Origin of the sequence: Neorhizobium lilium, assembly GCF_004053875.1 — a bacterium.
In the GTDB taxonomy this organism is placed as follows: Bacteria; Pseudomonadota; Alphaproteobacteria; order Rhizobiales; family Rhizobiaceae; genus Neorhizobium; species Neorhizobium lilii.
In genome coordinates, this window is the sequence record NZ_SBIP01000001.1 from 1,170,929 (window position 1) to 1,192,834 (window position 21,906).

At 60.8% G+C, this 21,906-nt stretch carries 20 protein-coding genes and 1 riboswitch; of the genes, 7 read left to right on the forward strand and 13 right to left on the reverse strand.

Annotated elements, in window-relative coordinates; genetic code table 11:
• Window positions 1-16: 16 nt before the first annotated feature.
• Window positions 17-829: a sulfurtransferase gene (locus EPK99_RS05445; RefSeq protein ID WP_205909055.1), complete on the forward strand. Its 813-nt coding sequence runs from the start codon at window positions 17-19 to the stop codon at window positions 827-829.
• 74 nt (window positions 830-903) lie between these two features.
• Here the strand turns inward: EPK99_RS05445 and EPK99_RS05450 are convergent, their stop codons facing one another.
• A complete protein-coding gene (locus EPK99_RS05450) occupies window positions 904-2,748 on the reverse strand; it encodes an ABC transporter ATP-binding protein (protein WP_128441809.1) in 1,845 nt (614 codons plus the stop codon).
• Between the two features lie 171 nt (window positions 2,749-2,919).
• Here EPK99_RS05450 and EPK99_RS05455 point away from each other — a divergent pair, with 171 nt between their 5' ends.
• A complete protein-coding gene (locus tag EPK99_RS05455; RefSeq protein ID WP_128441812.1) occupies window positions 2,920-3,936 on the forward strand; it encodes a 1-aminocyclopropane-1-carboxylate deaminase/D-cysteine desulfhydrase in 1,017 nt (338 codons plus the stop codon).
• Between the two features lie 132 nt (window positions 3,937-4,068).
• Here the strand turns inward: EPK99_RS05455 and EPK99_RS05460 are convergent, their stop codons facing one another.
• From EPK99_RS05460 to EPK99_RS05475, 4 genes are all read right to left on the reverse strand, one after another.
• Window positions 4,069-4,488, reverse strand: a complete 420-nt coding sequence (locus tag EPK99_RS05460) for a type II toxin-antitoxin system VapC family toxin (protein WP_128441814.1) — start codon at window positions 4,486-4,488, stop codon at window positions 4,069-4,071.
• The gene (locus tag EPK99_RS05465) at window positions 4,485-4,739 is read right to left on the reverse strand and encodes a FitA-like ribbon-helix-helix domain-containing protein (protein ID WP_128441816.1); all 255 of its coding nucleotides are present in this window, start codon (window positions 4,737-4,739) and stop codon (window positions 4,485-4,487) included. The genes EPK99_RS05460 and EPK99_RS05465 overlap by 4 nt, the downstream gene beginning before the upstream one ends.
• Window positions 4,740-4,847: 108 nt before the next feature.
• Window positions 4,848-5,210, reverse strand: coding sequence for a hypothetical protein (locus EPK99_RS05470; RefSeq protein ID WP_128441818.1), 363 nt, complete (start codon window positions 5,208-5,210; stop codon window positions 4,848-4,850).
• A 771-nt stretch (window positions 5,211-5,981) separates the two neighbouring features.
• Complete coding sequence (locus EPK99_RS05475) at window positions 5,982-7,088, reverse strand: RHE_PE00001 family protein (RefSeq protein ID WP_128441820.1); 1,107 nt, start codon at window positions 7,086-7,088, stop codon at window positions 5,982-5,984.
• A gap of 426 nt (window positions 7,089-7,514) precedes the next feature.
• Between EPK99_RS05475 and htpG the strand changes: the two genes are divergently transcribed.
• The gene (gene htpG / locus EPK99_RS05480) at window positions 7,515-9,404 is read left to right on the forward strand and encodes a molecular chaperone HtpG (protein ID WP_128441822.1); all 1,890 of its coding nucleotides are present in this window, start codon (window positions 7,515-7,517) and stop codon (window positions 9,402-9,404) included.
• Between the two features lie 70 nt (window positions 9,405-9,474).
• Here the strand turns inward: htpG and speB are convergent, their stop codons facing one another.
• The 6 genes from speB to thiM form a co-directional block, all read right to left on the reverse strand.
• Complete coding sequence (gene speB, locus EPK99_RS05485) at window positions 9,475-10,533, reverse strand: agmatinase (protein ID WP_128441824.1); 1,059 nt, start codon at window positions 10,531-10,533, stop codon at window positions 9,475-9,477.
• A gap of 134 nt (window positions 10,534-10,667) precedes the next feature.
• Window positions 10,668-11,288 carry a 2-dehydro-3-deoxy-6-phosphogalactonate aldolase gene (locus EPK99_RS05490; RefSeq protein ID WP_128441826.1) on the reverse strand — a complete coding sequence of 207 codons (621 nt, stop codon included), beginning with the start codon at window positions 11,286-11,288 and terminating at the stop codon, window positions 10,668-10,670.
• 12 nt (window positions 11,289-11,300) lie between these two features.
• Window positions 11,301-12,233, reverse strand: coding sequence for a 2-dehydro-3-deoxygalactonokinase (locus tag EPK99_RS05495; RefSeq protein ID WP_128441828.1), 933 nt, complete (start codon window positions 12,231-12,233; stop codon window positions 11,301-11,303).
• A gap of 115 nt (window positions 12,234-12,348) precedes the next feature.
• Window positions 12,349-13,161 carry a bifunctional hydroxymethylpyrimidine kinase/phosphomethylpyrimidine kinase gene (gene thiD, locus EPK99_RS05500; RefSeq protein WP_128441830.1) on the reverse strand — a complete coding sequence of 271 codons (813 nt, stop codon included), beginning with the start codon at window positions 13,159-13,161 and terminating at the stop codon, window positions 12,349-12,351.
• Window positions 13,158-13,793, reverse strand: a complete 636-nt coding sequence (gene thiE, locus EPK99_RS05505) for a thiamine phosphate synthase (RefSeq protein WP_128441832.1) — start codon at window positions 13,791-13,793, stop codon at window positions 13,158-13,160. Before thiE ends, thiD begins: the two co-directional genes overlap by 4 nt.
• On the reverse strand, window positions 13,790-14,596 hold the full coding sequence (gene thiM, locus EPK99_RS05510) for a hydroxyethylthiazole kinase (RefSeq protein ID WP_128441834.1): 807 nt from the start codon (window positions 14,594-14,596) through the stop codon (window positions 13,790-13,792). Before thiM ends, thiE begins: the two co-directional genes overlap by 4 nt.
• 48 nt (window positions 14,597-14,644) lie before the next feature.
• Window positions 14,645-14,741: riboswitch (TPP riboswitch) on the reverse strand.
• 104 nt (window positions 14,742-14,845) lie between these two features.
• Here thiM and EPK99_RS05515 point away from each other — a divergent pair.
• The 3 genes from EPK99_RS05515 to EPK99_RS05525 all read left to right on the forward strand — a co-directional run bounded on the left by EPK99_RS05515 (window position 14,846) and on the right by EPK99_RS05525 (window position 17,737).
• Complete coding sequence (locus EPK99_RS05515) at window positions 14,846-17,095, forward strand: heavy metal translocating P-type ATPase (protein WP_128441836.1); 2,250 nt, start codon at window positions 14,846-14,848, stop codon at window positions 17,093-17,095.
• A 68-nt stretch (window positions 17,096-17,163) separates the two neighbouring features.
• Window positions 17,164-17,445: a ribbon-helix-helix domain-containing protein gene (locus tag EPK99_RS05520; RefSeq protein WP_128441839.1), complete on the forward strand. Its 282-nt coding sequence runs from the start codon at window positions 17,164-17,166 to the stop codon at window positions 17,443-17,445.
• Window positions 17,429-17,737, forward strand: a complete 309-nt coding sequence (locus EPK99_RS05525; protein WP_128441842.1) for a type II toxin-antitoxin system RelE/ParE family toxin — start codon at window positions 17,429-17,431, stop codon at window positions 17,735-17,737. The genes EPK99_RS05520 and EPK99_RS05525 overlap by 17 nt, the downstream gene beginning before the upstream one ends.
• Before the next feature lie 10 nt (window positions 17,738-17,747).
• Here EPK99_RS05525 and EPK99_RS05530 read toward each other — a convergent pair whose 3' ends face one another.
• Entirely contained in the window at window positions 17,748-19,442 is a 1,695-nt protein-coding gene (locus tag EPK99_RS05530; protein ID WP_128441844.1) for a glycoside hydrolase family 13 protein, read from the reverse strand.
• A gap of 226 nt (window positions 19,443-19,668) precedes the next feature.
• On the opposite strand from EPK99_RS05530, the gene EPK99_RS05535 reads away from it, so the two are divergent.
• Window positions 19,669-20,706: a glycoside hydrolase family 25 protein gene (locus EPK99_RS05535; protein WP_128441847.1), complete on the forward strand. Its 1,038-nt coding sequence runs from the start codon at window positions 19,669-19,671 to the stop codon at window positions 20,704-20,706.
• Between the two features lie 114 nt (window positions 20,707-20,820).
• On the opposite strand, the gene EPK99_RS05540 is transcribed toward EPK99_RS05535, so the two are convergent.
• Window positions 20,821-21,894: an HlyD family secretion protein gene (locus tag EPK99_RS05540; RefSeq protein WP_128441849.1), complete on the reverse strand. Its 1,074-nt coding sequence runs from the start codon at window positions 21,892-21,894 to the stop codon at window positions 20,821-20,823.
• Window positions 21,895-21,906 lie beyond the last annotated feature (12 nt).

The following is a 21,906-nucleotide window of genomic DNA, read 5'->3' on the forward strand; positions in this document are numbered from 1 at the left end:
AGACAAGGAACCGGTCATGATCATTACCGCCGCCGAACTCATCAACGGGCTGCCGGAAGGCCGGTTCGTCCCCGTCGACGTCCGCCCGGAATCCGCATGGCGGGAAGCCACCATTCCCGGCGCGGTAAGCCTCAACGTCTATGATTATTTCATTCCCGAAAGCGACGAGGCAGGGATAACCGGAATGGCGGCCGGTGCGCGCGAGGCCTTCGAACGGCTGGGCTTCGGCGAGGATCGCATCCCCGTCTTCTTCGAAGAGCAGACAGGGATGATTTCGCCCCGCGGCCTGTGGTTCTACGAACTTGTCGGCCTCAAGGGCGGGCTCATCCTGGATGGCGGCATCAGCGCCTTCAAGGATGCCGGCGGAGAGACCACGACGGGGGTTGGCACGGCGGATGCAATCCGGCAATCCGACAGCAAAGGCGTCGTCTTCGACCGCGAGCTTGTCGCCTCGACGGATGAGGTTTTGCGGCACGAAGCGGAAATTTTCGACGTGCGCCGCGCCTCGGAATTTCAAGGCATATTCGCCCATCCGTGCTGTGCAAGGCCCGGCCGTATTCCGCATGCGCATTTCGCCTTCTACGAAGACTTTCTGATGGACGGAAAATATCGCCCGGCATCCGAAATCCGCGCGATCGCCGAAAAGGCCGGGCTTTCGCCTGAGCACGACATCATCACCTATTGCCATCGCGGCGCCCGAGCGGCCACCGCACTCTACGGCCTGCGGCTTGCAGGTTTCGACAGCGTGAAGATCTATGTCGGCTCCTGGCACGAATGGGCCGGCAATGCCGCCCTGCCGATCGAAATCGGCCCGGCTGAGGAAGTTTAGAACAGACCGCACAAGATATGCCCCGGTGCGACGACCGTACCGGGGCATATCTTGCCATTTACAAACTTTCGGTCTCAAGCCGCGGCTGCGGCATGACCCCATTCCTCGCCGAAGATCTGGACCAGATGGCCCGGCGAAACTTCCCGGTATTCGCGCTTCGGCGCCACATAGGAAAGCGGCCGGACCGGGCTTTTGATCTCGTCATTGCTCAAACCCCGGCGGATGCCGCGGCGGGCGGGATCCGGCACCGGCACCGCTGCGAGCAGGCGTTTCGTATAGGGATGCTGAGGGTTTTCGAAGATCGAACGGCGCGGGCCGATTTCCACGATCTCGCCGAGATACATCACCGCAACACGATGGCTCATCCGCTCCACCACCGCCATGTCGTGGGAAATGAACAGGTAGGCCAGCCCCATGCTCTCCTGAAGATCGAGCATCAGGTTGATCACCTGCGCCTTGATCGACACGTCGAGCGCCGATATCGCCTCGTCCGCGACGATCACCTGAGGCGCCATTGCAAGCGCACGGGCGATACAGAGGCGCTGCCGCTGGCCGCCCGAGAATTCGTGCGGAAAACGGCTCGCCATCTCCGGCTGCAGCCCAACCTTCAGCATCAACTCGGCCACCCGCGCGCTCGCATCTGCCTTGCCGGAGGCGATGCCATGCGTCAGCAGCGGTTCCGCCACCGCATCGCCGACCCGGATGCGCGGATTGAGACTTGCGAACGGATCTTGGAAGATCATCTGGATATGCCTGCGTATGTCGCGCATGCCCTGGCTGGAAAGGCCGAGTATGTCCTTTCCGTCGAGCTGTACCGAACCGGAATGGGCATCGGTCAGGCGCATGATCGTGCGGCCGGTCGTCGACTTGCCACAGCCGCTCTCGCCGACCAGTGCCAGCGTCTCGCCTGCCCTCAGATCGAGGGAAACGTTTTCCACCGCATGCACTCGGCCGGAGGTGGAACCGAGAAAACCGCCGGCGATATCGAAACGGGTGACGAGATCGCGCACCTGAAGAAGCGGCACCGGCTTTGCAGAGACCGTATCCCCGACCGTCGCCATCTCGACCGGCTCGCCGCTTACCACGTCGATCAACGGGAAACGGGCCGGGCCGGTCTTCCCGTTCATCGAGCCGAGTTTCGGGACGGCGGAAAGAAGCGCCCGCGTATAGGCGCGCTGCGGACTGGCGAAAATCTCTTCGGTGCGGCCGCGCTCGATCGCGTCGCCCTTGTACATGACGATGGTTCTGTCCGCGACTTCCGCGACCACGCCCATGTCGTGGGTGATGAAAAGGACGCCCATCCCCTCCTCTTCCTGAAGCAGCTTGATCAGTTCGAGGATCTGCGCCTGGATCGTCACGTCGAGCGCCGTGGTCGGCTCGTCGGCGATCAGTAGTTTCGGTCGGCAGGCAAGCGCCATTGCGATCATGATGCGCTGGCGCATGCCACCGGAAAGCTGGTGCGGATATTCCTTCATGCGGTTTGCGGAAGAAGGGATGCGAACCTTTTCCATCAGCCCGAACGTTTCCCGGGCCGCCTCCGTAAAGGACAGGCCGCGATGGGCGACGAGCACTTCGGAAATCTGGTCGCCGATCGTCAGCGACGGATTGAGGCTGGTCATCGGCTCCTGGAAGATCATCGCAATGCGGTTGCCGCGAATATCGCGCATCCTGCGCTCGGAAAGCTTCAGGAGATCTTCGCCCTCAAGCTTGACCTCGCCCTCGATCCGGCAGGTATCCGATGCGTAAAGCCGCATCATCGACATTGCCGTAACGCTCTTGCCTGAGCCGCTTTCGCCGACCAGCGCCACGGTCTCGCCGGCTGCGACATCGAAAGTGACATCGTGCACCACCGGCAGCCAAGCGCCCTTTCTGCGAAACGATGTCCTGAGGCTGGAAACGCTGATTACAGGTTCTGCCACGCCAAATTCCTTCGAAGTCAACAGGCGGGCGAAAGACGTCGCCCGCCTCGATATAGCGATGCCACAGATGAAAGCGGCTTGCCATCATGTCTACGGGATATATGATATATCTTCTGTGGATTTTTAGAGCAACGGTGATTTTCCGAAGCTATCGACGTAAGGACATCAGCAATGAAGCTTGAAGACATTCCGCGCCTTTCCTTGGGCTTTCTGCCAACTCCAATCGAGAAGCTGGAGCGTCTCAGCAGTGAACTGGGCATCTCGCTGTCCGTCAAGCGCGACGATTTCACCGGCTTCGGCGGTGGCGGCAACAAGGTGCGCAAGCTCGAATATCTGATGGCCGATGCGGTTTCGCAGGGCGTCAAGGTGCTGATCACCACCGGTGGGCACCAGTCGAACCACGCCCGCATGACGGCGGCTGCCGCTCGCAAATACGGCATGAAACCGATCCTCGTTCTGCGCGGCAACCGCCCGGAACTCTATCAGGGCAACCTGCTTCTCGACCACCTCTTCGGCGCCGAGATCGACTTCCTTGATCCCGATGCCTATTTCACGGAAATCAACCCGCGCATGCAGCACCATGCAGACGCAGCGCAAGCCCGTGGCGAGAAGGCCTATATCATCCCGCTCGGCGGCGCCTCCGCGCTCGGCGCAATGGGTTACGTCAACGCCGTGAAGGAACTTGCCGAGCAATATGCCGCCTCCGGCCTTCCCACGCCGGATCACATCGTGGCACCCGTGGGATCGGGCGGCACGCTCGCCGGCCTGCATGTGGGCTGTGCCATGTATATGCCGAGCACGGAAGTCGTCGGTATTGCGGTCACCGGCAGCGCCGTGCCGTTCAGCGAGCGTATCGCCGTGATGGCCAATGCCGCAGCCGAACTTCTGGGCTACGATCGCCGCTGGAGCGCCGAGGAAATCCGCATCGAGAACGATTATATCGGTCCGGGTTATTCCATCCCGTCGGAAGCCGGAAATGCGGCGATCAAGCTTGCCGGCAAGAGCGAAGGCGTTTTGCTCGATCCGGTTTACACCGGCAAGGCATTCGCCGGCATTATCGGCTGCGTCGAGAACGGCTCGATCAAAAAGGACGCCAACGTTCTGTTCATTCATTGCGGCGGATCGCCAGCGCTCTACCCCTATGCTGATCAGTTGACCAGCGACCTTCCTCCCGACACGGCGAGCTGACCCACGATATATCGTATCGTGACGTCGGCGACACGTACGTCGTTGCGCCGACGGTTCGAGCCGCTGGCTTTGTGATTTTGCACTAACGTAGGTCTTGAGGAGATTCGAACCTACGACCGGCAGGTTTAGAGGCTAGTCGACCCAGGGATTGATCACTTTCAATCCGGCGGCCTCAAATGGGCTTGTATCTCGCGTTGCGACCGCAAGGTGGTTCTCTGCTGCCGTCGCAGCAATGTATCCATCAGCCTTACCGATCGCCTTTCCGGAGACTCGGCTGTCGGCCATCAATTCCGCGTAGAATTTCGAGGTACCTACGTTAAAGGGCAGAATGCGCCCATCAAAGTGTGGAAGAACTTCACCTTCAAGGCGATCGTGGAGAATGGTCTGACGTTTCCCTGAGGGCATGGAGGCAATCGCGAAACGAAGTTCCGCAATTGAAATTGCAGAAATGAATAGCGTCTCAATGACTTGTGCATCCAACCAAGTCAGCACGGTAGTGTCAGGAGCCGGTTTCCACGGCTCAGATATTACATTGGTGTCTAGCAAGATCATTCGAAAGTCATCGGTTCAGCTGGTGTCATGTCACGCTGTTGCTGCAGCGTTTCAACGTCACTGTTTGATAATTCGGCTTCACGGCCGATAGCTGCGAGCAATGTCCCGAGTTTAACGCGTTCGGGTGGACGGACAGCGGCTTCAAGAATGTCACGAATTTCCGCTTCGGTACTACGGCCGTGGTATGCTGCTCTTGCGCGTAACGCCCGATGCGTTTCATCAGAGATGTTGCGAATGGTAACCGCCGCCATTTAAACAATCCTATCTTCCTTTGCCGTGATATCAACATAGTCGAAATGATAGCATTTTTTAAGCGCTGCTAAGAGGACCTCCGCGAGGGAGGCGACATGCGCTTGGTTTCAGTAATGAGTTGATCCGACTGTTTCGATCCACGCCTCCGCGAAAGGAATGGCAAAGATGATCCGGTTATGGCCGTGGTGGTTGGCGTGATCGAGCGCAAAACCCAGCGAGGCCAGCGTCTTGCCGCCGCCGGTCGGCACGGTGAGTGTGAAGAACCCCGGCTTTTTCGCCGCGCTAGCCCGCGTATGGGCCAGGATTTCAGCGCGCAAGGTATTCAGCGCCCGCGATTTTTCCGAGGCAGCGGGCCTCCTCCCGAACCGGGCCATGTGGGCGTCGAAGTTGTCGCGAAACTCATCCAGCAGACCGGTCAGCTCCGGCCATTGCGGATCTGCCGCCCGCTTGCCCAGAGACGCATAGAACACTTCAGTATCCTTGAAATCCGCATCTACAAGTGCCGAAAAAACCATCCGGCCCACGAAGGAAAGGTCCCTTCTTCGATGCAATGGCGCCGACAAGCGTTTGGTCACTTAGTCTCACGATTTCCGTCTCGGGTGCGGCTAGTCTCAACAATTCCGTGCCGGGGCAGACGAAAGGGAGCTAAATCGAGCGGCCCACTTCCTTTTAGCGTCCTTCCCCTATGCCTCGACAATGGAAAATGCGAGCCAGCCCGCTTTCAGCCATAGAGGACTCAGGACGCGTTTCGGTATTTTCCATCTACTACGATCATCCGCACCCTTGAAAGCCGCTGTACGGCCAACTGTGAGGGTCGAAAATTCGCCTTCCTAGTTTTTTGAGTGGTCAGGCTGTTTCTTCCGTAGGCCGATGGGGAGGAGGCCCACAGTCGTGCAGTTCCGCTTTATCTTCTTTCGGCAATAGTCGGCGGCGGCCTTTTCGATGCGGGCGATCATATCCTGTGGATCGTTCAGCAATCGGGCGACACTGATGGCCAGCGCGTGACAGGGGGTTCGACATCCTGCCAAGCCAATGGGTCGTGGGGCGGACCCTTCCGATGGATGACCGATATCGACGCCTTGTGCGAGACTATGAAGCCCATATCGATGTCTCCGAGCTATGATCTACGCCGCAATGAGCAGTTTAATCATCAGGCGAATAACGCATTGAAGTTATCAAACAGACTTTTAAGGGAGATGACGGGGAGGTTTCGGGCTTGGGACAGACTTTAGCACAAGAGGCTACAGAATTCCCCAGGCCCTGAACCGTCCCCGGCCGGTCAGCTCGCGCAAGTTCAATTCGGCAGCGATCTTCAGCGCCCCCTGCGGCGTGATCGACAAGGCCTCGGCAATCATGCCTGCCGAGACCATGGGCCGCGACAGAACGAGATCAATGAGCTGCGGGAGCCGGGACGTCTGGCGTCGGCCGACAAGCCGCCGCTGCATCTGTTGCTGGGCGAGAAGGAGCCGGTCATGCTCCTTCAGCCCGGCCTCGGCACCGGCCCGCATGGCGGCGAGATAGGCCGTAAGCCGCTGCGTTCGGGAGCGGCTGGTGCGGTCCTCGCGCGGCACGAGCTTCAGCCCGACACTGATCTCTGGAAGATGCGCCTGCGTCAGGCCTGATTGGCGCAGCAATGCGCCGACGAGAAGACGACCTAGCCAAGGCGCGTGCTGGAGCACCTGCAGAGTATTCCAGGCATCCAGCAGCAGTGCTGCGCGCAGGACGGGCGGCAAGCCTTCCGTGTCTCGCAGCATGGCCTGCCATTCTTCCAGCCTTTCGTCTTCGTCCCAGTCCGGTTCATAGAGGAAAGCGTGCCGCTCCCACCGCGAAGACGGTATGGGCGAGGATTTCGCCGCCTGGTCAAGCAATGCTTCGCTGCGGGCCAGCACGGCATCGATCGCGGACAGATGCTCCGTCAGCGCATCCTCCTCGTCCCCCGGCTGAAGCTTCGGAACTGACTTGGTTTCGAGCCCGGAGAGCGCGCCGGTCGATTGCACACCACCTTCCCTCCCCCGCAGGCTGCGCAAGCCGTCAATGCTCAGCGCCCAAGCCGGGGGATGAACAAGAATTTTCCGTCGCGTCCGAAGCACATCCAGTGCGATGTTCAGCTCATGTGTCGGGGTGCGGACACCCATGCCCGCATCGTGAAAAACCAGATCTTCGAGATGCACAAGCTCACCATCGAGCCAAAGCGAAGCGCAGGCATCGACAAAAGCTGAACGACTGGAATAGCCTTCGCGGAGAGAAGATCGGCTTAGACGTTCATCGAGGCGAACCACGGCCGCAGTCGCATCCGCGATCGGAGAAATCAAGGTCTGCAGTGAAAGTCGAGCCAGATCGTAAGCCATTGAAGCGATTATAGCTCGGGGGCCAATTGAAAGCCAGCAGCGAGTTCTGTTTCGTTACCGGGCATTAACCATAAGGGGAGAAACAGGCGCTTATCCGTTGCGCGTAGATTCAAAAGCAGCTTCACAATATTGGCGCTGCCAAAGTCGCGCAGATCAGGCTTTACAGACATGATTCTAGCGGATTTGTCGTCATCAAGGAAGCTCTAAAGCCAAACATTCACAGCCGCGAGATTTTGGAGTTGAGTCGGTTGACAGCTGTCAACAGCCCTTCCCGCTCCGTTGACAGCTGTCAACAACATGAGCCTTCTACCACCGACTTCCTCTTGCTTGACTTGCCCTTTTCCCAATCTAACTCTCGGCTTGAAATTTATTGCGGAACTTGCCACCTCATCGGCGATGATTTCCCCACCAGGAGAGTTGCGCGCTATGACAGTCGATACCGCAGAAAAACCAGTCGAGAACCATGCCTTCGAGGCCGATGTCGCCCGCCTTCTGCACATGATGGTTCATTCCGTCTATTCGGACAAGGATGTCTTTCTTCGTGAGCTGATATCGAATGCGGCGGATGCCTGCGAAAAGCTCAGGTATGAAGCAATCGCCGCACCCGAGCTTCTTGCCAGCAATCCGGACAACCGCATCATCTTGACGCTGGATGAAGAAGCACTTCGTCTGACCGTCGAGGACAATGGAATCGGCATGAACCATGACGAGCTGATAGAGGCTCTCGGCACGATTGCGCGTTCCGGCACCCGCGCCTTCATGGAGCGGATTGAGGCGGCCAAAAGCGGTGAGGGCGCTCAATTGATCGGCCAGTTCGGAGTCGGTTTCTATTCCTGCTTCATGGTTGCGGATCGGGTCGATGTTGTTTCGCGCCGGGCAGGCTCGGCAGAAGCCTGGCTCTGGTCTTCCGATGGCAAGGGCAGCTATAGCGTCACCGCCGCCGATCTCGCCGACGCTCCGGAAAGGGGCACGCGCATCACCCTCCACATCATGGAAGATGCGAAAACCTACACCTCGAAATGGACTGTCGAGCGGATCGTCAAGGAGCAGTCCGGCCATGTGCCTGTGCCGATTCTCATCGCGGAAAAACCCGGTGCCGAGCCGGCTCAGCTGACAGACGGCACGGCGCTGTGGACCAGATCCAAAAGCGACGTCACCAAGGAAGAACACACCGATTTCTACCGCAGCCTGTCTGGTCAATACGACGATCCGGCGCTGACCGTGCATTTCCGGGCTGAGGGCCGGCATGAATATACCGCCCTCGCCTATGTTCCGGGCAGCCAACCCTTCGACATGTTCGATCCTGACCGCAAGGGGCGCATGAAGCTTTATGTGAAGCGCGTCTTCATCACCGACGATGCGGAGTTGCTGCCGCGATACCTGCGCTTCGTCCGTGGCCTTGTCGATACTGCCGACTTGCCCCTGAACGTATCGCGCGAAATGATCCAGCAAAGCCCCATCCTCACGGCTATCCGCAAGGGCCTCACAAGCCGGATCCTGACGGCAATCGAGAAGCTGGCCGAAAGCGAGGCTGAGACTTTCAAGACGCTCTGGGAGAACTTCGGCGCCGTCCTCAAGGAAGGTATCTACGACGATTTCGAAAAACGCACCCAGCTTCTGGGCCTTGCCCGATTCCGCAGTACGACCTCCGGAGAAAACTGGCGCACGCTCGCCGACTATGTGAAGGATGCCAGGGAAGGCCAGGACGCGATCTACTACCTGGCTGGCACCAGTCTCGACCAGCTTAAGGCATCGCCGCATCTGGAGGGATTCCGCGCCCGTGGCATCGAGGTGCTTCTGCTCTCCGACTCCATCGACAGCTTCTGGACGATGAGCGCTCCGGAGTTCGAGGGCAAGGCATTCAAGTCGGTGACCCAGGGCGCTGCAGATTTGTCCCGCTTCGCCAAGCTGGGGGCCGAAGAGACGGCCACGCCGGAAGCGTCCGGAGAGGTTAACGACTTGTTAACTTTTGCGAAACAAGCCTTGGCCGACCAGGTGTCGGACGTGCGCGCTTCAGATCGGTTGACGGAAAGTGCGGTTTGCCTCATTGCATCCGAAAGCGGCTACGACCGGCAGATGGAGAAGATTCTTCAGAGTGCAGGGCGCATCGACGAGACCGCCAAGCCGATCCTGGAGATCAATCTGGACCATGCGATGATCCGCGCCATCGCCAAGCATGGCGACGATGTCGCTTTCAAAGAAGACGCCGTTCGGCTCCTCCTCGATCAGGCACGTATCCTCGACGGAGACAAGCCGACGGACCCTCGCGCCTTTGCAGAGCGATTGCAGCGTGTGTTCGAGCGCGCAGTTAGCTAAGCACGGCCGGTAGCGAGACACCAACCGGCGCCTGAACCTGGCGCCGGTTCTACAATCCCAAGCCCACGTTTTATCCACGTCCACGAATGGATGGGCTGAACGCCATCAGGCTGAGGATCTCGAACAGGATCTGGGCGCCGGCATGCGCCGTATTGGTGGTCGCGTCGTATTGCGGGGCTACCTCGACCACATCCCCACCGACTATATTGATACCCTTCAGCCCGCGGACGAGTTCCAGCACCTCGCGGGTGGTCAGGCCGCCGATCTCCGGCGTACCCGTGCCCGGCGCAAAGCTTGGATCCAGGCTGTCGATATCGAAAGAGACATAGGTCGGACCGTCGCCGACCACGCGCCGCGCTTTCTCGATGATGGCGGGGAGCCCAAGCCCGGTCACTTCTTCCGCATGCACCACCGTCATGCCGGATTCGTAGGAGAACTCCCACAGATATTCAGCCGCGCCGCGAATACCGATCTGGATTGTGCGCGTTGGGTCGAGCACGCCGTCCAGCACCGCATTGCGGAAGGGGCCGCCATGGTGGAACTTAGTTTCGTCGAAGAAGCCGCTTGTGTCGCAATGGGCGTCGATATGGATCATGCCCACCGGCCCATGTTTGCCGACGGCCTTCAGGATGGGATGGCTGATGGAGTGATCGCCGCCGACCGACAACGGAAGCACGCCCGCATCGACGATCTGACCGATGCGCCTTTCGATATCCTCGTGGCTCATCTCCAGCCGGTAGCGGCTGCGGAAGGCCACGTCGCCGATATCGGCCACGTTCAGCTCATAGGTCGGTGCGCATTCCAGAACATGATTGTAGGGTCCAACCCGCTCGATGGCGCGCAACGCCCGAGGGCCGAAGCGGGAGCCGGGCCGGTTGGTGACGCCGAGATCCATCGGCATGCCGATCAGCGCAACCTGCAAGTCTCCGAAGTCGGGATTTTCAGCATCCAGGGGCATATAAGCGGCGTCGAGCAGGGTAGGGATGCCGGCATAAGGTGCGACGCGGGTGCCGGCCTTGTTGAAGATCTTTTCGCCGACACGTCTGAACTTCGGGTCGAAGATTTCGCCGCCCGCATTATTCAGATATTTCGCCCGCAGTTCTTCCAGCGCCTTTACATCGAATGCCATCTGTGTCTCGCCTCGTTTCCCGTCCGGTCGAACAAAAGCATCCCACAGCCAGCAGAGAAGGGGAGCCGCCCGCATTAGCGGGCGATTCGGCGTCAAGTGCAAGGATGCGAGGGGAGGGGGCTCCCCTTTGAACATCAAGCGTTGCGGAGCGCTTCCACGAACTGCCGAGCCTTCACGGCAACGGCAGCAGCATCCATGCCCGGCTTGTAGAGCGAGCCGCCAATGCCGAAGCCGGCCGTGCCGGCGTCCAGATAGGGCCGCATGTTTTCCGGCGTCACGCCACCGACGGCAAGCACCGGGATATCCTTCGGCAGAACTGCCTTCCATGCCTTGATGACATGCGGCGGAATGCCCTCGGCCGGGAAAGCCTTGATGCCCGTGGCGCCTGCCGCGATGGCGGCAAATGCCTCCGTCGGCGTTGCGACGCCTGGAAGGCTTACCATGCCGGCCTGGCGCGTCGCCTTGATGACCTCGGGATTGGCATTGGGCGAAACGATCAGCCTGGCGCCGGTCGCCGCGACATCCGCTACCTGGGCGGGGTTAAGAACCGTGCCGGCACCGATCAGTGCCCGGTCGCCAAAGCGCTTGACCAGCGCCTCAATGCTCTTCAGCGGATCAGGCGAGTTAAGCGGCACTTCGATGAACCGCCAGCCGGCGTCGACCAGCACGTCGCAGATCGATTCAGCCTCCTCAGGCTTGATGCCGCGCAGAATGGCGACGAGGCTGCATTCCTTCAGTGCTTCTTGAAAATCCATGATAAAACTCCTTCAAACCTGTGCCGATTGCCCGGCAATCATGAGGACGCCGCGCTTGGCCGCATCCGATGGGCTCGCCTCGACCGCAAGACCGAACAGCGGCGCAATGCGGCTGTAGCGAATGTTCAAGACGTTATTGCCGACGATACCGACCGTATCGCCTGTTTTAAGCCACCCGGCGGCACGCGCCTGGCGGAATTCAGAGCCGATCACCAGGCCGGACACGTAATCCATGATGTCCCCCGGCGTCAGTTCGCCGGCTAATATTCCGGTTCGCGCGCTGAAGATCGCCGAAAAGAACGCGTCCGCGGCAAGGTTGTCGCTTGCCGCAAATTCAGCGCCGCGGTCGAAGGCGGACCAGACCGGTTCGCTGCCGGGCTGCGGTTCCTGCGCCTTGGCGATGAAGGAGTGCTTGGTCAGCAGCGAAAAGATTTCGCCCGTTGCATAGGTCTGGAAACCGGTAATGCGGCCGCCTTCGACGCGTGCCCATTTGCTATGGGTTCCGGGAAGCACAAGCGTACGGTCGCGATCGGTGCCGCAGCCGATGATCTGGGTTTCCTCGCCACGCATGACATCAGGAAAAGGCTTGGCAGCCGGATCACGCATGCCCGGCAAGAAAGTGATGGGAGCCCCATTTTCCAGTATCTGCCTGCGGGCACCGGCTGCGAGTTCACTGGCGCCAGCCGGAGCATCCACATAGGCGACTTCGACCCAGCCATTGCGGCTGGTGATCATGCCGCTCGCAAAGACGGGGAGGGGTCCGTGGGCCGAAAACCAGTCGCCGACAACCTGCATCAGGGCGTTCTCGAAGGCCCCGTCCTTGACGAACTGGATGCCGCCGCTCTGTGTTTCGCGGCTGTCGAGGGTCTCGCCCGAGGTCGAGACCAGAGCGGCACGAAGGGAGCTCGTTCCCCAGTCAAGGATGATGGAGGTGGGGGTCTGCATGAAGTATGATCCTACGGAAGAAAACTGACCCTTCGATAACGGTGCGCCACTCTCCTGTCGAGGGGCCTGAACGCCGCGGCTAGATCCTTAAATATAGAGCTTCAGGCTACGCCTTTCACCACCAATGCTGAAAATGATGAAGCGGTCCATGGCCGGAACCGACTGTGAGCCTGCCTGCTGCGGCAATGGCAGCGGCGACATAGGCCTTGGCGGCTGCCACCGCTTCCCCCGCGGCAGCGCCTTTGGCCAGTTCCGCCGCAATGGCACTCGACAATGTACAGCCCGTGCCGTGGGTGTTACGGGTTGCAGTTCGCGCACCCTCGAACCAGCGGTTGCCGTTGACATCTGTCAACACATCCGGGCTTTCATCCGCCTCCAAATGGCCACCCTTGACCAGCACCGCGGCGGCCCCAAGACCGCGCAACCTCTCGGCCTGGCCGACCATCTCCTCGCGCGTCGTCGCAAGCGGTTCGCCCAGCAGCGCTGCGGCCTCCGGCAGGTTGGGCGTAACGACCGTCGCCATCGGCATCAGCCGGTCGCGCAGCACGGATACCGCATCCTGGCTCAGAAGAGGCGAGCCACCCTTGGCGATCATCACCGGGTCCAGCACAATCGCCAGACGGCCTCTATGTGGCTCAAGCGCGTCCGCCACCACTTCCGCAATCTCCGCCGTCGCGATCATGCCGATCTTGACCGCATCGACGCGAATATCGGCAAAGATAGCCTCGATCTGCGCCGCGACGAATGCCGGCGGCACAGTTTGTACCCCGCTCACGCCTTGCGTGTTCTGGGCGGTCAGCGCGGTCAGGACCGCCATGCCATAGGTGCCGCAGGCGGCGAAGGTCTTCAGGTCGGCCTGGATGCCGGCACCACCGGACGGATCGGAACCAGCAATAGAGAGGACGTTGCGTATCCCTTGCCCACTCATCCACGGGCCCTCCTAATTTCCTCCGTCAGCTTCTCTGCGGCGGCACGTGGGTCCCGCTGGCCGCAAATTGCCGACACGACCGCCACGCCATCGGCCCCAGCCGCCAGAGCAGCAGCCACATGCTCTGCTTTCAGCCCGCCGATGGCGACGGCTGGAACAGGTGAGAGGGCCACTAGCTCGGCAAGCCCCCCGAAACCGATAGCCGGCGAATGTTCGGGCTTTGTGGACGTGGGAAACACAGGGCCAATCCCGGCATAGTCCACCAACGCAGCATCGGCGGGCCGTGCACCCATGCCGGTTTCCACGGAGAGGCCCAGGAACATCTCGCTTCCGATCCGGGCGCGAACCTCGGAAATCGTCATGTCGTCCTGGCCGACATGCACGCCGTCCGCACCGATTGCGATGGCCGCCTCCACGTCGTCGTTGACGATCAGCGGCACCCCGGTTCCGGCCAGCACCTGCTTGAGCGCAAGGCCTGTCTCGATCATCTTCGCCGTGCTGGCCCGCTTGTCGCGAAGCTGCACCATGGTTACGCCGCCCGCCACGGCAAGGCGCGCAGTTTCGACCATGCCGAGCGGCTGGCACAGATCAGGATCGAGCACGAGATAGAGCGAAAGGTCGAATTTTTTCATAGGGTTGAGATCCTCATCTGGGCATCCAGTTCCGCTCCCGTCAGGCTGGCAAGCCGGTCGAGAAAGAGTGGCTGGAAGGAGCCGGGGCCGTTTGCGGTGCGCGCCGCGTCCTCTCCGGCTGCGGCAAACAGCGCAAGGGCCGCGACCGTGGCTTCCATGGGCGCTTCGGGTCTTATCGCCGCAAAGGCGCCGACAAGGCAGGTGAGCGAGCAGCCGAGCGCGGTGATCCTCGGCATGACAGGCGAGCCGCCGAGGATGCGGACTGTCCGGCGCCCGTCCGTGACGAAATCCACCTCGCCGGTAACGGCAACAATGCAGCCTTGCTGCTGCGCCAGCGCCATGGCCGGGCCTTCGGCGGCATAGGTCGGATCGCCGCTATCGACGCCCTGGCCGCGCGGGCTGTGCCCGGCTAGCGCCATGATTTCCGAGGCATTGCCGCGGATGATGGTCGGCTTCAAGCCCAAAAGCTCGGCGGTGACCTGTCGGCGGAAACCTGTCGCGTAATGGGCGACGGGGTCCAGAACCCACGGCTTTCCCGCCCCATTGGCAGCGGCTGCGGCAGCCTTCATACCGGCGATCCAGGAGGCGGAAAGCGTGCCGATATTGACGGTCAGGGCACCGGCAATGCCTGCAAACTCGCCGGCTTCCTCCACCGCGCTGACCATGGCGGGCGATGCTCCCGCGGCCAGCATCACGTTTGCCGCTATGTTCATCGCCACGTAATTTGTGATGCACTGGACAAGCGGATTTGCCTGCCGCATCGCCTCCAGCAACTGTCCGGGAGTGTCATTCTGCGCGTTCATCAGTGCCCCTTCTTGACGGGGCAGGCGAAAAGGCGATGTCCCGCACAGGACCTTGCCTCAACGACTCCCTCCGCCAGCATGATCTGGTTCAGGTTCAAAGGGTGCTTCTCAGCCCGGCTTTCACCGGACGCCCCTGTCTGAAGTCAAACCTATACCGGCGCCCTGCATGGTTGCCAGCATTTTTTCAAAAATTCCCCTTGAACCTCCAGTGGCTAGAGGTCGTAGGTAAGCTGAAAAGAGGAATTGACGATGACAGCGGAAGATCAGGTTCGGTACAAAGTCGGCGGCATGGACTGCGCAAGTTGCGCAACCAAGATCGATACGGCGGTGCGTCGCGTTCCCGGCGTTACGGACGTATCCGTGTCGGTCGGTGCCGGCACCATGACGGTTCGCCATGATGGCTCAGCAGATCTTGGCGCCATGGAGCGGAAGGTCGCGGGCCTCGGCTATCCGCTGCGAGCTTTGGGGCGCAAAGCGCCGGCTGCGGGGGAGGATACCGGCAGCATCCATCACGACCATGATCATGATCATCACCACGACCATGGTCATGATGGTGGGCATGATCACGGAACCCACGACCATAAGCACGCTCACGAGGCGAAAATCGAGGGGCTGCATGGCCACGATCACGGACCTATGGATGGTCCGTGGTGGAAAAGCGCCAAGGGCAAGCTGACCATCCTCACCGGCATCGGTCTCGTTGCGGCCTACGGGCTCGGCCACCTCCTGCCTGCCTATCAGACCATCCTGTTTACGGCGGCCATGCTGATCGGTCTGGTGCCGATCGCCCGTCGCGCCTTCATGGCGGCCCGTGCCGGCACGCCTTTCTCCATCGAAATGCTGATGACGATCGCCGCCGTCGGCGCGGTCATCATCCATGCTTCGGAAGAGGCCGCGGCCGTCGTCTTCCTTTTCCTGGTCGGCGAGCTTCTGGAAGGCGTCGCTGCGGGCAGGGCGCGCCAAAGCATCCAGGGGCTGACGGCGCTGATGCCCAAGAATGCTCTCCTGGAACGCGACGGCAAGACTGTGGAAGTCCCTGCGGAAAAGCTTTCCGTTGGCTCCGTCATTCTCGTGCGGCCGGGCGACAGGATCTCGGCGGATGGGGTGATCATCGACGGAACGAGCGCCGTGGACCAGGCACCGGTGACGGGGGAAAGCACGCCGGTCGCCAAGGGCGTCAACGACACGGTGTTTGCCGGCACGGTCAACGGTACGGCGGCGCTGCGGGTTCGCGTCACGGCCGCTGCGGCGGACAATACGATCGCACGGATTGTGCGGATGGTCGAGGAAGCCCAGGAAACCAAGGCGCCGACGGAACGCTTCATCGATCGCTTCTCCCGCTACTATACGCCCGGCGTGGTGGTCGTCGCGGCGCTGGTGGCAATCCTGCCACCTCTGCTTGCCGGTGCGGCGTGGGGAGAATGGGTCTACAAGGGGCTTGCTATCCTGTTGATCGGCTGCCCCTGCGCGCTGGTCATCTCCACGCCGGCCGCCATCGCTGCCTCGCTGTCCTCCGGCGCCCGCCGAGGCCTGCTGATCAAGGGTGGAGCCGTGCTGGAAACTTTGGGTGGGCTTACCGCGATTGCGATGGACAAGACCGGCACGCTCACCTCCGGCAAGCCTGTCGTGACCGACATCGTTCCCTTCGGGCGCAATGCTGACGACGTGCTTCGCCTTGCCGCAGCACTCGAAACCGGGTCCAGCCATCCGCTGGCCGCCGCCATTCTCGCCAGAGCGGCGGAGGATGAGGTCGAAGTTCCATCTGCCGGAAATGCGCTGGCGCTGGCGGGCAAGGGCGTTACGGCAGATGTCGAAGGACTTTCAGTGTTCCTCGGTTCGCCCAAGGCAGCGGCCGAACTGACCAGCCTGTCGATCGCCCATACGCGACGGATCGCGGGTCTCCATGAAGAGGGCAAGACCGTCTCGGTGCTGGTGGTCGGTAGTCAGCTGGCCGGTGCCATCGCCATGCGCGACGAAGCCCGGCCGGATGCCAAGGCCGGTGTCGCGGCCTTGACCGCCGCCGGTATCAAGACTGTGATGCTGACCGGCGACAACGCCAAGACGGCAGCCGCAATCGGGCGGGATCTCGGCGTTGAGGTCAAGGCCGAGCTGATGCCGGAGGACAAGCAAAAGATCGTGCTCGATCTGAAGGCGCAGGGGTTCAAGGTCGGCAAGGTTGGCGACGGCATCAATGATGCGCCGGCACTTGCCGCAGCCGATGTCGGCATCGCCATGGGCGGTGGCACGGACGTTGCACTGGAAACGGCCGATGCCGCCATCCTCCATGGCCGGATCGGCGACATTGCCGCGATGATAAGCCTGTCACGCCGCACCATGCGCAACATCCACCAGAACATTGCAATTGCCTTAGGGCTGAAGGCCGTCTTCATCGTCACGACTGTACTCGGCATAACCGGTCTCTGGCCGGCGATCCTTGCCGATACGGGCGCAACCGTGCTGGTGACCATCAACGCGTTGCGGCTGTTGAGAGCGAGGTAATACGGCCCACGGAATCTGCACGACAATGTCTTGTCTCATGATATGGTGATGACAAAGGAAGAGGCGTTATGCGCGTGAACAAATCCATCACTCTCACTCTTGGCAAACAACAACAGGTTCTCGACTCCCTGCTCGCATCTGGCGAATACGACTCTGCCAGCGAGGCTGTGCGGGCCGCGCTCCGGGCGCTTGAACGGGAGAAAGATGCGCTGGACGAAATCATGCGCATCAAGGTGCAGGAAGCATTGAATGACCCCCGCCCCAGTATCCCGGCGGCTAAGGTATTTTCGGAGCTTCGCGCGCTTCACGCCGAACAGGTGAAAGCCGCCAAGCGTGGCATACGAGATTGAATTCCGGCCTGCGGCAATCGCCGATTTGCAGCAAATCTACCTGACGATTGCCCGGGAAGCGGGTGTAGAGCGGGCAGGGCGCTACATCGACCGGATCGAAGCTGCCTGTATGGGCCTCAAGGTGTTTCCCGAAAGAGGAACAGTGCGAAACCAAATCCATCCCGGGCTTAGGATAATAGGGTTCGAGAGAAGCGTCTCGATAGCTTTCGTTGTCGAGCCACACAGAGTGAATATCCTCCGAATTCTTCCTCGCGGCATGAACTTCCCGTCAGACTGGTTGAACGATACTTAAGCTTGAGCCTTCAAACTGCCTGCTTCAGGATCGCAAATGCCTCGTAGGGACGCAGTTGCACGACGTCCTCCAGCGCCTCTACCGGATCGTAGTTCGAGATCAGGCAGCGCCCTGCGATCTTGAGCTCGTCGGGAATGGTCAGCGGGATATTCCGCGGGCTGAAGCTGGCGATCACGATCAGCCGCTCTCCGTCCAGAGTTCGGGAATAGACCATCACGTCCGGGTGCTGATCTAACCAGGACTGATAGGTGCCGTAGACGATGACCGGATGGGCTTTGCGCAGCGCGATCAGCTTGCGGTAATGGTTCCAGACAGACTGCTTGTCCGCCATCTCCGCCTCGGCATTGATCGTGGTGTAGTTAGGATTCACCTCGATCCACGGAGTGCCGGTGGAAAAGCCGCCATAGGTCTCATTGCTCCACTGCATCGGCGTGCGGGCATTGTCGCGGCCGTTCTCATTTGCGCCCTTGATGAAGTCTTCCGGCGGTCGGCCAGCCTCCACATGCAGCCGGTGCATGTTCAGCGTCTCGATATCGCGGTATTGATCGATCCGGGTGAAAGGCATGTTGGTCATGCCGATCTCTTCACCCTGGTAGACGAAGGGCGTACCTTTCATGAGATGCAGCACGGTCGCCAGCATCTTGCCAGATTCCACCGGATGACCCTTGACGTCGCCATACTTGGAGATCGCCCGTGGGAGGTCATGGTTGCCCCAGAACAGCGCGTTCCAGCCATCGTCGGATAGCGCATATTGCCATTTGCTGAGCACGGATTTGAGCTTGACCAGATCGAACGGCCGGGAGCGCCATTTGCCGTAGGTTTCATCCCATTGCTGGGTCACATGCTCGAACTGGAACACCATGGATAGTTCCTGCCGGTCACGACCCGAATAGAGCAGGGCGGAGCCAGGCGTAGCGCTCCAGCATTCGCCCACCGTCAGCACGTCGCGGGCGCCGAAAGTCTCCCGGTTCATCTCCTGAATGTAATCATGCAGATGCGGGCCGTCGAAGATGATCTCCTGATCCACCTGCTTGCCGATATGATCGATGACATCCATGCGGAAGCCGGCAATGCCGCGTTCCAGCCACCAGTTCATCATCCTGTAGATCTCGTCGCGGACCTTCGGGTTCTCCCAGTTGAGATCCGGCTGGCGGCGGGAGAAAAGATGCAGGTAATATTCGCCGCTCTCCGTGTCGAGCGTCCATGCGGAACCGCCAAAGGACGACATCATCCCGTTGGGCGGACCGCCGTCGGGTCCGGGCTTGCGCCAGATATAGAAGTCGCGGAACGGGTTGCCGGGACCCTTGCGCGCCTCGATGAACCAGGGATGCTCATCGGAGGTGTGGTTGACGACCAGATCCAGCAGAATGCCGATGCCACGGCTTCGCGCCTCTGCGACCAGATGGTCGAAGTCTGCGAGCGTCCCGAACTCAGGCGCAATGTCCATGTAATCGGAAATGTCGTAGCCGTTGTCGTCCATGGGGGACTTGAAGATCGGTGACAGCCAGATGATGTCGATGCCGAGCGCCTGCAGATAATCGAGCTTGCCTGTAATGCCCTTGATGTCGCCAATGCCGTCGCCATTGCTGTCGGCAAAGCTGCGCGGATAGACCTGGTAGACTGTCGAACCATGCCACCATTTGCGCTCGGTCGGAAAGCGGACCGGCTGGCCGCCAGATTGCTGTTGCTCGCGAAACTGATCCATGAATTGTCTCCTGCCGCGTCCCAAGCCGGCAACGCCAGAGGGCAGGGACAGTTCCTCCGAGAACCGGCATTTGCCCGGCCGCTCCCACGCGAGGGCGGATATGAGGGCGGGTCGATGCCTTCATTCGTAAGATTGCATTTAGGTTTTGCCGGTAAGGTCCTGTTAGCAAATTGGCAGGCCCGCGCCTGACGAAATGTCCCTGATGTTGTTTTGCGTACGGGTTGTCATGCGTATTCCGGCTGTTTCAGCACTCGTCCTCGCCTGCCTGACTGTTGGGGGCTGCACCTCCGGTGCCGGCTCCGACATAGTCGTGCCGCCCGCACCCGTCGCCATGAAAACGGGCAGCATCTCGGCAGCATCGGCAGGCCCCATGCCGGCCGCCGATATCGGCGAGATGCAGGCTGCCGCCCGCCCGCCCGTCCGGCCGCAGCCGGCGGCTCTCGCCTGGGAAGGGCCTGCGTCGCAATCTCACGCCTTCGACGGAATGGAGACGACCGTCGGCATGCCCATGCCGGCCGAGCGTCCCGTGGCAGCGCTGCGTCCCACCATGTCGGAGACCCGAGGCGAGCGAACGCAGATCTACGGTCACCGCTTCCGCGATGCCAAACCGATGAATTTCGGACGGGTTTCGCCGCGCAGCCTTGCCGTCCACGGCGTGGACGTCTCGCGCTGGCAGGGCGATATCGACTGGCTGAGGCTGAGAACACAAGGGGCGAACTTCGCCTATATCAAAGCCACCGATGGTGGCGACCATGTCGATCCCATGTTCGGCACGAATTGGCGCAAGGCCAAGGAATCCGGCGTCAAACGCGGCGCCTACCACTTCTTCTACTGGTGCCGCACGGCAGGCGAACAGGCCGAATGGTTCATCCGCAACGTGCCGCGAGACCCCGATGCCCTGCCGCCGGTGATCGACGTGGAATATAACCACCAATCCAACTGCAAGATGCGCCTGTCGCGGGCGAAGATCCTGGAGAAGATGCAGGTCTTCATGGACAAGCTGGAGCGCCACTACGGCAAGCGGCCGATCATCTATACGGCACCGGATTTCTATGCGGACAATCTGGACGGCGAATTTATGGAATACCCGTTCTGGCTGCGCTCGGTAGCCGCGCACCCCACCAAGATCTATCCCGGCCGCCGGTGGGTCTTCTGGCAGTATTCCGGCTCAGGCCTTACCCAGGGCGTCGAGGGCAAGATCGACCTTAACGTCTTCCATGGCAGCGAAAGCGACTGGCATAACTGGGTCGCTCAAGCGAATTGACGCTTAAATAAATCACAGTGGAAAACGTGACGTGAAGAGCCCCGCGCCAGGGGCTGAACATGGCGCGGGGCCTTCCTGTCCGGAGCTTTGAGAAGAGGAAGCAGCTGGGGCGGGCTACTTGCTCTCCGCTCCCGCAACCCGCGTGCTGCCGCCTTGTGCAAGATCAACATTTGCAACGACCGACATGCCCGGGACGAGCCTGTCGATCAGCGGCTGCTGCGGGTCTATGGAGATCCGGACGGGAATACGTTGTGCGATCTTGGTGAAATTGCCGGTCGCATTGTCGGACTTGATCACCGAGAACTCGGAGCCCGTAGCGGGCGCAAAACGCTCGATGCTGCCGGTGAAGGACTGGTGCCCAAGCGCATCCACCGTGAAGGTAACCTTCTGGCCGGGCTCCATGCCGTGCAACTGGCCTTCCTTGAAATTGGCAACCACCCAGACACGATCCGGAACGAGCGAGGCGATCTGCGTGCCCGACGAGACATATTGTCCGATCCTCCCCGTGACTTCGCCGAGCGTACCGTCCTGTGGCGCTACCAGACGCGTGTTCTGCAGGTCGATGTCGGCCAGCTCGACGGAAGCGCGAGCGCTATCGACCGTGGCCTCCAGCGAACGGCGGCTGACGACGATGGTATTCAGGTCCTCTTGCGCCACAAGCACCGCCGCCTGCGCCTGGTGAACCGCCGCCTGCGCCTGATCATAGCTGGCCTGCGATTTTTCGGATTCGCTCTGCGTCGCGATATTGCTCTTCAGCAGCGACTCCGTGCGTTCCTGTGACGTCTTGGCGGCATTGAAGACGGCCTCTGCGCTTTCCACAGCGGCCTTGGCGGAAACGATCTTGGCTTCCGCGGACTTGCGGCTCTGTTCGGAATTGGCCAGCGAGGCTTGCGCGGTCGCCAGCGTCGCCTTGGCCTGCTCGACCTTCTGCCGGTAAATGCGGTCATCAATGCGGACGATGAGATCGCCCTTCTTGATCTTCTGGTAGTCCTGGACGGGAACCTCAACGAGATAACCAGCAAGCTGCGGGCTCATCAGAGTGACCTGGCCGCGGACATAGGCGTCGTTCGTCATTTCGGCCGAACCGCGGAATGGAGGCAGGTTCCAGGCATAGAGGATCACGAGAACGCCGGCGATGCCGACGGCAAGAGCGATATAGGTTGCGAGAGAGCGAAACACGGAATTCATTGTCTTTCATTC

Coding starts and splice junctions, on each gene's coding strand:
- EPK99_RS05445 (WP_205909055.1), top strand. CDS start 17: ATGATCATTACCGCCGCCGAACTCATCAACGGGCTGCCGGAAGGCCGG.
- EPK99_RS05455 (WP_128441812.1), top strand. CDS start 2,920: ATGAAGCTTGAAGACATTCCGCGCCTTTCCTTGGGCTTTCTGCCAACT.
- EPK99_RS05460 (WP_128441814.1), bottom strand. CDS start 4,488: ATGATCTTGCTAGACACCAATGTAATATCTGAGCCGTGGAAACCGGCT.
- EPK99_RS05465 (WP_128441816.1), bottom strand. CDS start 4,739: ATGGCGGCGGTTACCATTCGCAACATCTCTGATGAAACGCATCGGGCG.
- EPK99_RS05475 (WP_128441820.1), bottom strand. CDS start 7,088: ATGGCTTACGATCTGGCTCGACTTTCACTGCAGACCTTGATTTCTCCG.
- htpG (WP_128441822.1), top strand. CDS start 7,515: ATGACAGTCGATACCGCAGAAAAACCAGTCGAGAACCATGCCTTCGAG.
- speB (WP_128441824.1), bottom strand. CDS start 10,533: ATGGCATTCGATGTAAAGGCGCTGGAAGAACTGCGGGCGAAATATCTG.
- EPK99_RS05490 (WP_128441826.1), bottom strand. CDS start 11,288: ATGGATTTTCAAGAAGCACTGAAGGAATGCAGCCTCGTCGCCATTCTG.
- EPK99_RS05495 (WP_128441828.1), bottom strand. CDS start 12,233: ATGCAGACCCCCACCTCCATCATCCTTGACTGGGGAACGAGCTCCCTT.
- thiD (WP_128441830.1), bottom strand. CDS start 13,161: ATGAGTGGGCAAGGGATACGCAACGTCCTCTCTATTGCTGGTTCCGAT.
- thiE (WP_128441832.1), bottom strand. CDS start 13,793: ATGAAAAAATTCGACCTTTCGCTCTATCTCGTGCTCGATCCTGATCTG.
- thiM (WP_128441834.1), bottom strand. CDS start 14,596: ATGAACGCGCAGAATGACACTCCCGGACAGTTGCTGGAGGCGATGCGG.
- EPK99_RS05515 (WP_128441836.1), top strand. CDS start 14,846: ATGACAGCGGAAGATCAGGTTCGGTACAAAGTCGGCGGCATGGACTGC.
- EPK99_RS05520 (WP_128441839.1), top strand. CDS start 17,164: ATGCGCGTGAACAAATCCATCACTCTCACTCTTGGCAAACAACAACAG.
- EPK99_RS05530 (WP_128441844.1), bottom strand. CDS start 19,442: ATGGATCAGTTTCGCGAGCAACAGCAATCTGGCGGCCAGCCGGTCCGC.
- EPK99_RS05535 (WP_128441847.1), top strand. CDS start 19,669: ATGCGTATTCCGGCTGTTTCAGCACTCGTCCTCGCCTGCCTGACTGTT.
- EPK99_RS05540 (WP_128441849.1), bottom strand. CDS start 21,894: ATGAATTCCGTGTTTCGCTCTCTCGCAACCTATATCGCTCTTGCCGTC.